This window comes from Arthrobacter sp. 2762 (assembly GCF_040548745.1).
Lineage (GTDB): Bacteria > Actinomycetota > Actinomycetes > Actinomycetales > Micrococcaceae > Arthrobacter.
On the sequence record NZ_JBEPSI010000008.1, the window covers coordinates 66,174 to 78,806 of the forward strand.

Consider the following 12,633-nt stretch of genomic DNA (forward strand, 5'->3'; position numbering starts at 1 on the left):
AACAGGCTTCGCTGATGGCCATCCATGGCTCCGGTGAGACAGTGGCCGGACTACTCACCCAAAGAAAGACTTCAACTACCTACCGCTATGGGAGCCCGGACTGCATTGCCCCATTCGGTCCAGGAACCGTCGTAGTTCCTCACCCTGTCCATGCCCAGCAGGAAAGTCAGGGCAAACCAGGAATGGCTTGAACGCTCACCAATCCGGCAGTAGGTGATAACTTCATCGTCCACTTTCAGGCCTACTTCCTGGAAGTAGATCTCCTCCAGTTCCCTTCGCGGCCTGAACGTTCCATTATCCGAAACAGCCCGCGCCCACGGGACATTGCGTGCCCCAGGGATATGCCCGCCACGGAGGACGCCCTCCTGCGGGTAATCGGGAATGGAAGTCCGCTCACCGGTGTACTCCTCAGGGCTGCGGATGTCGATGAGGGATAAGCCGAGGTGTTCCTGGACGTCATCCTTGAACGCCCGGATGGACGAGTCATCGCGCGTGACTACCGGATAGGATGTTGCGCTCCTTGCCGGCGGCAGCGAAGTCTCGAGGGGACGCCCTTCGGAGATCCACGTTTCCCGGCCGCCGTCGAGCAAGCGGACGTCAGGATGGCCAAAGAGACGGAACACCCAGAGGGTATAGGCAGCCCACCAGTTGTGCTTGTCACCATAAATGACAACGGTGCTGTCCCTCGAAATACCTCTGGACGTCATAAGATTGGCGAATTCCCGCCCCGTCAAATAGTCGCGTATAACAGGATCGTTCAGATCTGTGTGCCAATCAATTTTGACGGCCGACGGAATATGGCCCACTTCATAAAGCAGCGGGTCCTCGTCAGACTCCACGATGACCAGTCTGTCATCAGCCATGTGCCGTACAAGCCATTCGGCGGTGACCAGCCTGTCAGGATGCGCGTACTCGGTGATTCGGGCGGAATTGTCGGGAGGTAAAGCTTGCATTGGGGTCCTTAGTGGGGTTAATAGCCCGGTGTGCGAAAAGACCCTTCTTCCCATTGTTTATGAACGAACAGAAATGGGAGTCAATTCACGAGCTTTGATTCAAGTTTTCGTGCCCGGTGCGCCCGAAGATTCGCCGGGTTTCCACAAATTCTTACGTCATGCCACACGCCGCTGTTGTTGCGCGAGCGATCAAAGAACGCAACCCTGCATTTTTCGCTGCGGCACAGTTTGAGCCGGTGCCAGGTCCCTGCGAGTTGGGCCTGGAAGATCTCCGTCATAGCCAGGGATTCAATGTGCCCGGCTCCGGCTCCCTGCGGTTCGGCTTGGATCTCGCCATTGGACTTGAGCCTCAAGGAGGTAGCGGTCGTCCAGACTGTGGGCAAAGCGTCAATGTCGGAACCAACGACGGCGTCAGGGTCGCCTCCGGCGTTTAGCGTGCCTGCAAGTTCATCCCGAAAGTACCGCAGGTGTTCAAGGTCGCGTTCCGTAAGTTTGACTTCGACATAACGCCGCCCGGTGGCCAGTGCCCACTGTTTCAGACCAGCATCCAGCCAATCCTGGGCAAGCCCGAGATCAAGCAACAAATCGGTCCTTCGCGGCTTTCCAGCGGATTTCGTGTTGAGCAGGTCATGGACAAAACCCAGCCCTCCAGGAGCACTTTCCATGTCATAGCGTTGCGTCGCGTTCCAGTCGCTCACTGCATCCCCTCTCGCCAACTTCCAGGGCACCCTTGGCCATCCACCATGTTAAGTGCGATTAGCGGCCTTGAAATTCCAACACCGGGCGCGGCCGCCCCGCTTCCAGTGCCTCCACGGCCGATTTCAGCCCGGCCTGGGTGTCTTCGCGTTCAAACAACGGCATGGCGATATCGAACATCGCTTGGTCTGCCGCAGCCACGCCGCCCAACGACCAGGTTCTCAGGAGCGCCTTATGCGCAGCGTATGCCTGTGTAGCTCCAGTGGCGATCCGCTGGGCAAACGCCAAGACTTCCTCCCGGAGCTTGTCATCGGAAACGACGCGGTTCACCACTCCTGCACGGTTCATTTCAGAAGCGGACACTTTCTCCGAAGTCATCGCCCATTCTGCTGCCCGGGTCTTGCCTGCCCTTTCGGCAACGCGATAGATGCCACCCAAGAGGGTGACGATGCCAAGAGTTTGCTCCGGATGCCCGAACTCCGCTGATTCTGCTGCGAAAATGAGGTCGGCCCGCAGGGCGAGTTCAAACCCTCCTCCAAAGCAAAGGCCCTGGACTTCGGCAATCACCGGCATCGGCAGCAACTCCAACTGGTTGAAGACTGACATGTAGCGCTCAAACAAGGCGCGCAACTCCCGCGTTTCCGCGCCCGGCCACGTCATGATGTCGCCTCCGAAGCTGAAGTCCGCGCCTTCAGCCCGAATAATAACCACACGGGCGTCGCTACTGCCTATCGCGGTTATAGCTTCGGAAAGCTCGTCGGCCATCTGAAGGTCGATACGGTTCTGGGGCGGATTGTCCAGGATGATGGTGGCAATCTGGTCCTGGACCGTGAACGTAAGGTGGGTCATTGGCATAAGCCCTTTCGCTGAAAAGTAGTTGCGAACCAGCTGAATCCGAAGGAATCAGTCGGCGGAGTAGAAACGGGATTCATCGCCCACGGACTTCCCGAGGCGTTTCCCCAGTTCAGCCGAAAACCGGAGCGCTGCGTCAAGCGGGCGATGGTGGATGGCGGCCGAGACGATCTGGCCTGCTTCGTCCTTGGTGAGGATAGTGACACCGTAGATTTTGAGACCGCTGAACGCGGTGGCCTGCCACTCAAGGTAGGTGCGCGGCCCATTGACCGTTTGATGGGTGAACTCCAGGGATTCGTAAATGGAGCTGGCTGCGCTCATTACCGCTTTCACGTTCTCCCGGCCGGTGATGGGCGATCGGATAACGGAAGCCTCAAGCACAACGTCGCGGTGGAAGGCCTCGCCAAAGTCGTCAGCGGATTTGCTGGCAAAAGCGTTGATCCAGCCTTGGGCGTCTCCTCCGCCAGACGTAGTGGCAGATGCTTCAGAAACTTCTTTGAGGAATCGGCCGATGAAACCGGCCACGTTCCGAGGCTGCTCGACGTGAGGCCAGTGGCCCGCCCCGCTGAGTACTTCCTCCTTGACGTGCCGGAATCGCGGGGCGACAGCTGAAGAGATCAGCTCGGCGGTCGCGAACGGGTCTGCTTCACCGCGGATTATTAACACTGGTGAGCTAAATTCGCTCTCCGCAGGGGCGTTCGGAATCCCTTCGTTCCAGCAATCCACGAGGTGGGTCACGACTTCCGGACGGATGCGGCCCCCTATGTAGGTGAGCTTGTCCAACCCGAACTCGTTCAACCCGCCGCCGAGGTACTGCCGGATCCCTCGTTGGGCTGCTGCATCTCCACCCAGATGCCGGAAAGGACCAACAGCTTCCTCAGGAAGGTGTGTCCCCGCTAAAGGCACCGGGGTAACAAATACAGCACCCACCACTTTGTCTGGATGGCGGACCCCAACTAGTTCGGCTACGAGCGTTGCCATGCTCTGCGCGACGACCACGACGGGCCTGTCCAGACCCGCCACGACGCGAGCGACGTCGTCGGCGTATCGCTCCAGGCTGTACGGGCCTTCGTCCCCGCTCCGGTCCCCCATCCCTGCCAGGTCCAGCCTCAGAAACTGGGCGTTCGCGGTGGCGAGTTCGGAGACGACGTCGTCCCAGACACTCTGGTCATCCAGGAATCCGTGGATGAAAAGTACGGCCACATCGCCGCTGCCAGTGGTTGTCAACGAGGGGTCCTGCTTCTGCAACTGCTCCATTACAGTGCTCATCTACTGCTCCTTGGTGAGGGTCGAGCCGGATGGGGACCAGGCTGCTGTATTGATGGGTGACCAGTCATTCGGCTGACCGTCCAGCCGTGCCATGCGCTGATTGTGCTTGGACTTCAGGAGTTCATCCTCAAGCGGCGTGGTGAACACGTTTTCAACCAGTGTGTACTCAGCCGCCAAGCGCCCGACGGCAGTAACTGCTGCCGTATCAATCCGGCCTCGTTCCAGGTAAAGCTCGTCTTTGACGTGGAAACGGACAACTTCGCCCCAGACCACGTGATCGTTCATCTCGCCCACAGGGATGATGCGGTTAACGATGCATTCCATTGCGATGGGGGCGTCTTTGATCCTGGGCGCAGACACGGCTTGTGAAGCCTCTTTTTCAAGACCCACGGCCTCAAACTCGTCGATACCCGAGGGAAATTCGAAGGCCGAGGAGTGCAGGGCGTGCGCCTGTGGAAGCGTCGCCACGTTGACCACAAAGTTTCCCGTTTCGCGAATGTTGACGAACGTGTCCTTGAGGGTCTTCCCGTCTGAGCGCGGCTGCAGCGAGATAGACACCATGGGCGGCTTTCTCCCTACCGCCGTGAAGAAGGAAATGGGCGCAAGATTGGCCACCCCATCGGGCGAGACGGTGCTCACCCACGCGATGGCCCTAGGAATGATGCTTCCGATGAGGAGTTTGTAGGAGTCGACGGCGTCGAGGTCCGCACTATTGATGATCATGGAGAGCCTGTATCTTTCCTTGTCAGTGTGGGGGCGTTCCTGTGGAAGAAACGCGACCTGAGGCTGCATCGGCGCGGCCTGCGGTGGTGGGAAGTTTTGGAGCCTAGTGAAAGTCAGCTGAAGTAAGCGTATCCGTTTTACCTATTTCAGACAAGAGTGTTGATTCAGAATTTGAAAACGCCTTGGGTGCCGCAACCGTGCAGGGGCGGGGGGCGGCAGCTATCGCTCCAGAACGACAGCAAGGCCCTGTCCGACGCCGATGCAAATGGCAGCTACTCCAACACCGCCTCCACGGCGCTTCAGCTCGCGCGCCAGGTGTATGAGAATGCGGGAGCCGGACGCCCCCAGCGGGTGGCCCAGCGCCAACGCTCCACCATGGATATTCACTTTCTCCCGGTCCAGGTCGGGCCAAAGTCGCATGCACGCCAGGCTTTGGGCGGCGAACGCCTCGTTAAGCTCCACGACGTCCACGTCTGCCCAGGTTTTCCCTGCCCGCGCCAAGGCCTGGTTGGCAGCCTCTACGGGTGCAATGCCGAAAATATTTGGATCGTTGCCAGCCACCCCGCGTGAAACGATGCGAGCCAGAGGTTCCGTTTCCAGGGCACCTTCACGCCCGATGAGCATGGCCGCCGCCCCATCATTGAGCGGAGAGGAATTACCCGCCGTTACCGAGCCACCGTCGCGGAACGCCGGCTCCAGGCCAGCCAGGGCCACCTCGGAAGTGCTGGGTCGCACGCCCTCGTCGGTGAGGAGCGCCGAATCCGGATGGGGCACGACTTCGTCGCTGTAGATGCCCTCGGACCAGGCCTTGGCAGCCAAGGTGTGGCTTCTCACGGCAAACTGGTCTTGCTCGGTCCTTGATATGCCAAACTTGTCAGCCAGGATCTCAGCCGTCTCGCCATTGGAGATAGTCCAGGCCTCGTTCATCCGGGGGTTGACCATACGCCAGCCCAGCGTCGAACTGTGCAGGGTTTCAGGGCCGGCCGGATACGCCCGCTCGGGTTTTGCCAGGATCCAGGGCGCCCTGCTCATCGACTCAACGCCCCCGGCAACAATCAGCTCCGCATCCCCGATTTCCACAGCACGGCTTGCCTGGATGGCAGCCTCAAGTCCAGAGCCGCACAGTCGATTGACCGTGACGCCAGGTACCGACGTCGGAAGCCCGGCGAGCAGCGCAGCCATGCGTGCCACATTGCGGTTATCCTCCCCAGCACCATTGGCGTTGCCCAAGATCACCTCGTCAATCCTGTCCGGTTCCAGCCCTGGCTGCCTGCCCACCACTTCGCGGACCACATGGGAGGCCAAATCGTCAGGACGAACGCCGGCCAATGACTTACCGAATTTTCCGAAGGGGGTACGGATCCCGTCGTAGATGAAGCTGCTTGCCATGCTTCTGCCTTTCGTCGTGCATCGGGGAAGGAAATCTGGAATGGGTAGCCGGCTCGCGGCCGTGAAAGGAGCATACGCCAAAAATTCATTGCAGGACAGAGCCTAAAGCTGTACGCTTGTTTCACATCTTTACGCCCTTCACCCACACGTCAAAAATTCCCCGCGGCGCGCGGCGTTGCTCCCGCGGCTTCACCCTGCCCGTCCAGGGGCGCTTGAAAGAAGAGAGAAACTCATGGCAGAACGACTGGATGTTGAATTCATGGCCGACGGGGGCATCACGCTCCGCGCTTGGCTCTACATCCCGGATGGGCCAGGACCTCATCCGGCCATCACCATGGCACACGGCTATGCGGGAACCCGCGCTCACGGCCTCGCCGCTTACGCCTCCCGCTTTGCCGACAACGGATTCGTAGTGCTGGTCCACGACCACCGTAATTTCGGCGCGAGTGATGGGGACCTCCGCCATGACATCAACCCCTGGCAGCAGATCAAGGACTGGCGCCGGGCTGTGACCTACCTCGAAGGAAGGCCTGAAGTGGACCCTTCACGCATAGGCCTGTGGGGGTCAAGCTACTCCGGCGGGCACGCCCTGGTTTTGGGAGCTACGGAAGAGCGGCTCAAAGCTGTTGTATCTCAGGTGCCCGCCATCAACGGCCATGTGGCCGGTTCCCGCCGCGCAGTAGGTGACGCCCGGATTGCGCTGGAACAGTCCTTCGTCGACGACGAACGAGGCCAGGCCGCCGGCGAGGCGCCAAAGATGATCGCAGTGGTAAGCAGTGATCCGAACCAGCCTGCCGCGTACCGGCTTCCCTCCGCCCTGCGTTTCTACACGCAACCCGGCCCGGAAGAATACGGCTGGGACAACACCGTCACGTTGCAATCCACGCGGGCAGCGCGCCTCTACGAACCGGGAGTCTGGGCCTCAAGGGTGTCCCCGAAGCCGCTGCTCTTCATCGTGGCCGCTGACGATGAACTGACCGGCACGGACCTGGCCCTCGAGGCCTACGAGCAGGCCCAGGAGCCTAAATCGCTCGTGATGCTTCCGGGGGGCCACTTCGAGCCGTACGTAGAAAACTTCGAAGAATCAAGCTCTGCTGCCCTCGACTGGTTCTTGCTGCACCTCTAAACCACCACAATCTTCAGGGAAAGTGACGCATATTATGGCACCCACAACCGATCTGGTTTACGACGTATTTGTCTCCGGCACCCTGCCTCAAACAGGACGAGGGACACTTCCCAACGGTGACCCCCGCATCTGGTCCCCGCTGTCCTCCACGCTGATCTCCGGACAGGAGAACGCGGTGTTGGTTGATCCGCCCATGACGGTTGACCAGACAACGAAGGTCGGGGACTGGATTGAAGCATCGGGGAAGACACTTAGCCACATCTACATCACCCACGGCCACGGCGACCACTGGTTCGGCGCAGGTCCCCTGGTCGAGCGGTTTCCGGGGGTTACAGTACTGGCAACCCCGGGCACACTCCAGGAAATGGCCATGCACGGCTCCCCGGAGTTCCGTTCCTCCTTCTGGGACTCGATCTTCCCGGACCAGATTCCGCCCACCACAACAGTGACCCAGCCAGTGGAAAATGGGTCGTTTGAACTTGAGGGTCAGGAACTGCAGATCATTGAAGTGGGCCATACCGACACCGACAACACCACCATGCTCTTCGTTCCCTCCATCGGGCTGCTGGTAGCCGGGGACGCCGTCTATAACGGGGTCCACCCCTACCTGACTGAGTCCCAGGACGGGGGTCTCGAAGCCTGGCTGCGGGCGATTGACATCGCGGAGAGCCTCGAGCCGAAGTTCGTTGTGGCCGGGCACAAGAATCCCGCATTGCCCGATCTGCCCGGTCAGATCGAGGAGACCCGGAAGTACCTTTTGGACGCATCAAAGCTCCTGGCTGAGCAACCAACGCCGGAGGAGTTCTTCTCCGCAATGCTTGCGCTTCATCCTGACCGCATAAACCCGGGAGCGTTGTGGGGTGCGGCCATGAAACTGCTCAGTTGACCAGCAGAGAGGCGCCCACCATAGGGCGCGTTGCGACGGCTTCGGAAGCGCGGCCGCCCGATCTCGTCACTGAACCACCGCCAAAGCCTCCTTCGCACCCCTTCAACCTGTTCGCCATTCCCCTGGGCATCGCGGGGCTGGGAGGCGCCTGGCAGGCGGCCCGCCTGACAGTTCATGCCCCGGCGTGGCCAGCGGAGGTCCTTTACGGGATCAGTGCCTGTATCTGGTCCGTCCTGCTTATCCGGTACCTGGCAAAAAGTTTCCCCTACGCTTCCAAGGGACACTTCGACAAAGAACTAAGGCACCCCGGAAACGGCCCGTCAGCGTCGTTCATTCCCCTGGTGGGCATCCTCCTGAGCAGTCACTACATCGAATACAACAAGGTCTTCTGGTCCGTGCTGTGCCTGTGCTTCGTCATCGCTCTCACGCTGCTCGGAGCAAGTCTTCTGGCCCACTGGGTGACCGGAGGAGTGACTCTGGAATGGGTCCACCCGGGTTACCTGCTTCCCGTTGCCGCAGGTCCCTTCATCGCCAGCATCGGCTTCTCCACCATGGGTTGGCCCCAAGCGGCGATCGCCGCGTGGGGAACCGGCGCTTTTTTCTGGCTGATGATCGGAACGGTGGTGACGGTGCGCTTCATGGCGGGGATTAAGATGCCGGACGAGTTGAAGCCCGTCTTGGCCGCGTATGTGGCCGCCCCCGCAACGGCCTGCGTTGCCTGGATAGTCATCCGCCCGGCGGGTTCCGGAATCATCCAGACAGGACTCACGGGAATCCTCCTCATGATGATTCTGATGCAGGTTGCCCTGATTCCCCAGTACGCCAGACTGCCGTTTTCGCTGACGTTCTGGATCTTCACCTTCCCGGTGTCAACGTCGGCGAACTACGGCATCCGGTGGCTCAGGACCGTCGACGTCGCCGGCTCGGAACTCATCTCCTGGGCCCTCTTGGGCCTTGCCACGGCTTTTGTTCTTGGCACCGGAATACGGACACTCATTCACGGTTCGCCAGCCCAGAAGCCGCGCTGACGCTTCCGCGCAGGCGTGACCACAGCAAGTCCGCGCGGGGGCGCCAAACTGGATGTTCGACGTCGGGCGCTTGAGTTGTGGGAATCGGTTGCGGCGTGCAGGGGTGACAAGGAAAGACCTCCGGGTGGAGCGGGACTTGTAGAGAGTCCAGCTCCACCCGGAGGTCTTTTCCGTGTTCCGGGCACTCATCAGTGGGGCATGACCCCAACGGGATCATGGAGCCCTGAGCATCTCGGTGCGGGATGCCAATTGCTTCTCCAGTCGCCACCTGCCGGAGGCGGCGCCCACGAACTAGGCCTGGAGGTGCGACAGCACCCCGTCCGGAAGTCACCGAACCCTCCCTCCGGCTGATTCGACACACAGCGGAGCCACCTTGCTCCGGAGCAGGAGCAAGGTGGCTCGGATTGGGACTCTTTATCACTGACGTCCGGTGACCCTGTGACGAGGTAACCCTGTGGCGATCAGGGTCCGCAGTTGAGGGCCGCCTTATGCGTCGGAACGTGAACGGCGTGTGGTCATCGCCCTGACTGCACCCACGGCTGCAGCTCCCGCCAGGAGTGGAATGGCCAGGGCGACGAAGATCTGGTCCACGCCCCATCCTGCACCCAGCATCACGCCGCCCAGCAGACCGCTGACGATGGAGCCGGCCTTGCCGAAGCTGTGCATCCATGACACGCCGGTTGCGCGGGCTTCAGTGGGGAAAACCGATGTGCTCAGTGCGTTCATACCGCTGTTGGCACCCACCAGCACAACGCCGATGGTGAAGCCCAGAACCAGCAGCAGGGGCAAGGTCAGATTGACTGATGCAAGGATCCAGGCCGCTGCGGCGGCCAGCGTGAAGGCCGCACCGAGGGATACATATTTGCCCAGCTTCTCCATGGCAAACCCGATAGCCAAGGCTCCGATCACACCGCCGATGCCGAACATCGAGACCACATTGCCTGTGCCCGCGGCGTCGATATGGAGTTGCTTGACGATCAGCGGCAGGTAGTTCAGGAACATATAAACCACTGCGGCGCAGATGAAGTAGCAAAGCCAGATGAGCAGCGATACCACCACAAGTTTCTTGGACAGTACCGCCCTGACACCTCCAACCGGCTTGGCGGCGCCAGCCTGCGGTGCGCCCGTCAGATCCACTGTGTTCATGTCAAAGCCGGGGATGATGGCACTCAGTACCTTCGTGACGTTTTCTGTCCGGCCTCCCCTTCGAATCATGAACACCGTTGATTCCGGAAGGCCCCACACCAGTGCGGGCAGGAGAATCAATGCCAGCGCTGTTCCGGTTCCGAGCAGCCACTGCCAGCCCAGGGTGGGAAGAATGGTGGATGCCAGGAAGCCGGTGATGACTGTCCCCAACGGGAAACCGGTGAACGTGATGGCCACAATGGCGGCCTTACGCTTTTCAGGCGCGAACTCGGCAACGAGTGTGATGACCAGGGGCATCACAGCTCCGAGGAACAGGCATGCCACCACCCGGAAGATTCCCAACGTAAGGTCGTTTTGTGCCAGCGCGCCGCCCAAGGTGGCCAGCCCGAATCCTGCTGTGCCTACGATGATCGGGAGCCTTCGGCCGATCTGGTCCGACAGCGGGCCGGCAACCATTGAACCGACGGTGAGGCCCACAACTCCCAGCGTCACCATGGTGGTGACTGTTGCCAGCGAGGTACCCCACTGGGTGACTACTTGTGGGTAAATGAATCCCCACAGGCCGATTTCAACTCCTTCCAGGGTCATGGTCAGGAACCCGAGAAGGATGATCACGCGCCTCCTGTTGCCAAGCGGCGCTTGATTGAGTATTTCCTGAACGGTCAAGCGGGAGGATCCCGGGGTCCGGAGGCCGGTCGTCTTTGACGCCTCGTTGGCAATTGCCATGTTATTTGCCTTTCGAATGCACGCCGTCGTTGGCGTGCGTGAGCTGATGCGAAGCTCGTAGTGCTCGTGGATCGGGGCACGCAGTCTTCCGTGAGCGATTGCCGTCTAGGTTGTTCCCTTGCGCCTTGCTCATGGCAACCGAATCCTCAAGTGTGATCGGGGACACAAGGTGAACTCTGCGATTGAAAGAAGCTTAGGCTATACAGCTCTTTCAAGCAATGGTTTTTCGGCACTCAATCCGCTGGCCTTGCCGTCCGGGAGATGGCCTCGACCCGCATCGCCTTCCACCAGTCGCTGATCACGTTCCAGGACTCCTCCCAGCCGCCGTCGAGCATCATGTCATGTCCCATCCCGGCGAGTTCCCGCACATCGGCGCCGTAGCGTCGTGCGGTTGCGCGCGCTGACCGCGCTGGCACCATTCGGTCATGCTTGCTGTAGACGGACAGAGTGGATATTCGGACTTCACCCTCGACGGCAAGTGGAAAAGCAGCTGGTACTGGACCCAGGGCGACTCGCCGCAAAGGGATCGGGAGATCTCCGCCGCCTCCTCAGTGCCCATCCGCTCGAACAGCATGTCCGGCGGCAGCCGAAGGCTTCGACCCGCGAGAAACCGCATCGCCTGCCACGGATGGCTTCTCAGCACCGAAAAGACCATTCCGAAGGCCGGACCGGAAGTAATGGAGCCAACAAGCACGCCCGCGCTCACCTTCGCCGGCTGCAGCGCCAACACCCGCTGCACCACCAGGCCACCGAGTGAGTGTCCAACCAAGACGAGCTCATCGGCATCGACAGCCTCGACCGCGCGAAGGACGTCTTCAACATAATCCTTCAGCCGCGCGGAACGCAGGCGTCCTCCACTGCCGCCGTGACCCCTGAGCGAGACCGCGTACGCCGCATAGCCATCCTCAGAAGCCGCGTGCATCCAGTTGCGCCAGCACGTGGCGTCATGGCCGAGGCCATGCACAAAGAGAAAAGCAGAACGGGGTCGGATCCCGCCCGGAGGGCCGGACGCGAGAATCTCGAGTTGAACATTGCTACCGAGGTTAAACATCATCGTTTCCACAGCAGCTGAACCTATCAGAGAGTGACATAAGTAACAATGGTTTGCCTATTGCTACGGTGTCCTGCCGCAAGCCGTGGCATGATCAGCACCGCTCCATGAGCGACGTCCGCAATATCGCACCTATCTGGTCCTTCCCTGCCGGAAGCAAAAATGCTCGACCGGAACATACCCGGCCGAGCATTTTGCCCGAACTGTTAGTGATTCCCGAGCCTCAGCGATGCTGCCAGAACCTGCTTGGAAATCGGGTTGCTCAGTAATAGGGAACGGGACGGTTCTCCTTGCGCCAGAGCTCTTCGTACTCGGACCATCCAGGTGGCGGAATCAGGCCCTGAACACGCCAAAGGTCCTCGGGAGTTTCGTCGACGTGGATCTCCCAGTCGTAGCCGCGCTCTTTCACGAAGGGCACAAGGACCTCCTCTACCCTCTCGTGGAAGTCTGCCCGGATCTGTTCCGAGGTCAAGCTTCCGAGGGCGATTCCGTTCACCATCGTTTTCTTGTTCGCGTGGTGCTCGATGTAGTCAACTGTTTTACGGGCGATGTGGTCTAGGCGGATACGTATGAAATTGTTCGCCGCTTCGCCTCCGACGTAGATGCTGTTGCGGGGCATCTCGTGAAAGACGACGACGACGTAAAACTTCGGCAGATCGACCAAGTCGTAGTAGATCGACGTTATTCCTTGAGTCAACGCCTCCTTATCCTCATCGGTAAAAGCGTCCTTGGGTGTGTAAATCTCCCAGAATGGCATTCCAGGCTCCTCCTTCTCCTTTGTAGGTGTT

12 protein-coding genes are annotated in these 12,633 nt (G+C 60.2%); 3 read left to right on the top strand and 9 right to left on the bottom strand.

Features of this window, described 5'->3' with window-relative positions:
- Positions 1–71: 71 nt before the first annotated feature.
- From ABIE18_RS15500 to ABIE18_RS15525, 6 genes are all read right to left on the bottom strand, one after another.
- Positions 72–953 carry a sulfurtransferase gene (locus ABIE18_RS15500; protein ID WP_499723568.1) on the bottom strand — a complete coding sequence of 294 codons (882 nt, stop codon included), beginning with the start codon at positions 951–953 and terminating at the stop codon, positions 72–74.
- A gap of 80 nt (positions 954–1,033) precedes the next feature.
- Complete coding sequence (locus ABIE18_RS15505; protein WP_442003630.1) at positions 1,034–1,651, bottom strand: CGNR zinc finger domain-containing protein; 618 nt, start codon at positions 1,649–1,651, stop codon at positions 1,034–1,036.
- 58 nt (positions 1,652–1,709) lie between these two features.
- Positions 1,710–2,498 (bottom strand): enoyl-CoA hydratase/isomerase family protein, encoded by a 789-nt coding sequence (locus ABIE18_RS15510; RefSeq protein WP_499723569.1) that lies wholly within the window; start codon positions 2,496–2,498, stop codon positions 1,710–1,712.
- Positions 2,499–2,552: 54 nt separating this feature from the next.
- On the bottom strand, positions 2,553–3,770 hold the full coding sequence (locus tag ABIE18_RS15515; protein ID WP_499723570.1) for an alpha/beta fold hydrolase: 1,218 nt from the start codon (positions 3,768–3,770) through the stop codon (positions 2,553–2,555).
- A complete protein-coding gene (locus tag ABIE18_RS15520) occupies positions 3,771–4,493 on the bottom strand; it encodes a flavin reductase family protein (protein WP_499723571.1) in 723 nt (240 codons plus the stop codon).
- 219 nt (positions 4,494–4,712) lie between these two features.
- Positions 4,713–5,882: a thiolase family protein gene (locus ABIE18_RS15525; protein ID WP_499723572.1), complete on the bottom strand. Its 1,170-nt coding sequence runs from the start codon at positions 5,880–5,882 to the stop codon at positions 4,713–4,715.
- A gap of 232 nt (positions 5,883–6,114) precedes the next feature.
- On the opposite strand from ABIE18_RS15525, the gene ABIE18_RS15530 reads away from it, so the two are divergent.
- Genes ABIE18_RS15530 through ABIE18_RS15540 form a run of 3 tightly spaced genes read left to right on the top strand, consistent with a single transcriptional unit; the run spans position 6,115 to position 8,922 of the window.
- Positions 6,115–7,008 (top strand): alpha/beta hydrolase, encoded by an 894-nt coding sequence (locus ABIE18_RS15530; RefSeq protein WP_499723573.1) that lies wholly within the window; start codon positions 6,115–6,117, stop codon positions 7,006–7,008.
- Positions 7,009–7,042: 34 nt separating this feature from the next.
- Positions 7,043–7,894 (top strand): MBL fold metallo-hydrolase, encoded by an 852-nt coding sequence (locus ABIE18_RS15535; protein WP_499723574.1) that lies wholly within the window; start codon positions 7,043–7,045, stop codon positions 7,892–7,894.
- Positions 7,891–8,922, top strand: a complete 1,032-nt coding sequence (locus ABIE18_RS15540; protein ID WP_499723575.1) for an SLAC1 family transporter — start codon at positions 7,891–7,893, stop codon at positions 8,920–8,922. The genes ABIE18_RS15535 and ABIE18_RS15540 overlap by 4 nt, the downstream gene beginning before the upstream one ends.
- 486 nt (positions 8,923–9,408) lie before the next feature.
- Here the strand turns inward: ABIE18_RS15540 and ABIE18_RS15545 are convergent, their stop codons facing one another.
- From ABIE18_RS15545 to ABIE18_RS15555, 3 genes are all read right to left on the bottom strand, one after another.
- Entirely contained in the window at positions 9,409–10,794 is a 1,386-nt protein-coding gene (locus ABIE18_RS15545; protein ID WP_499723576.1) for an MFS transporter, read from the bottom strand.
- A 334-nt stretch (positions 10,795–11,128) separates the two neighbouring features.
- Positions 11,129–11,848 (bottom strand): alpha/beta hydrolase, encoded by a 720-nt coding sequence (locus ABIE18_RS15550; RefSeq protein ID WP_499723702.1) that lies wholly within the window; start codon positions 11,846–11,848, stop codon positions 11,129–11,131.
- A 259-nt stretch (positions 11,849–12,107) separates the two neighbouring features.
- A complete protein-coding gene (locus tag ABIE18_RS15555; RefSeq protein ID WP_499723577.1) occupies positions 12,108–12,602 on the bottom strand; it encodes a tautomerase family protein in 495 nt (164 codons plus the stop codon).
- Positions 12,603–12,633: the final 31 nt, after the last annotated feature.

Excerpts from the sequence above, each read along its gene's own strand:
- ABIE18_RS15500 (WP_499723568.1), bottom strand. The coding sequence starts at position 953 with ATGCAAGCTTTACCTCCCGACAATTCCGCCCGAATCACCGAGTACGCG.
- ABIE18_RS15510 (WP_499723569.1), bottom strand. The coding sequence starts at position 2,498 with ATGACCCACCTTACGTTCACGGTCCAGGACCAGATTGCCACCATCATC.
- ABIE18_RS15515 (WP_499723570.1), bottom strand. The coding sequence starts at position 3,770 with ATGAGCACTGTAATGGAGCAGTTGCAGAAGCAGGACCCCTCGTTGACA.
- ABIE18_RS15520 (WP_499723571.1), bottom strand. The coding sequence starts at position 4,493 with ATGATCATCAATAGTGCGGACCTCGACGCCGTCGACTCCTACAAACTC.
- ABIE18_RS15525 (WP_499723572.1), bottom strand. The coding sequence starts at position 5,882 with ATGGCAAGCAGCTTCATCTACGACGGGATCCGTACCCCCTTCGGAAAA.
- ABIE18_RS15530 (WP_499723573.1), top strand. The coding sequence starts at position 6,115 with ATGGCAGAACGACTGGATGTTGAATTCATGGCCGACGGGGGCATCACG.
- ABIE18_RS15535 (WP_499723574.1), top strand. The coding sequence starts at position 7,043 with ATGGCACCCACAACCGATCTGGTTTACGACGTATTTGTCTCCGGCACC.
- ABIE18_RS15545 (WP_499723576.1), bottom strand. The coding sequence starts at position 10,794 with ATGGCAATTGCCAACGAGGCGTCAAAGACGACCGGCCTCCGGACCCCG.
- ABIE18_RS15550 (WP_499723702.1), bottom strand. The coding sequence starts at position 11,848 with ATGATGTTTAACCTCGGTAGCAATGTTCAACTCGAGATTCTCGCGTCC.
- ABIE18_RS15555 (WP_499723577.1), bottom strand. The coding sequence starts at position 12,602 with ATGCCATTCTGGGAGATTTACACACCCAAGGACGCTTTTACCGATGAG.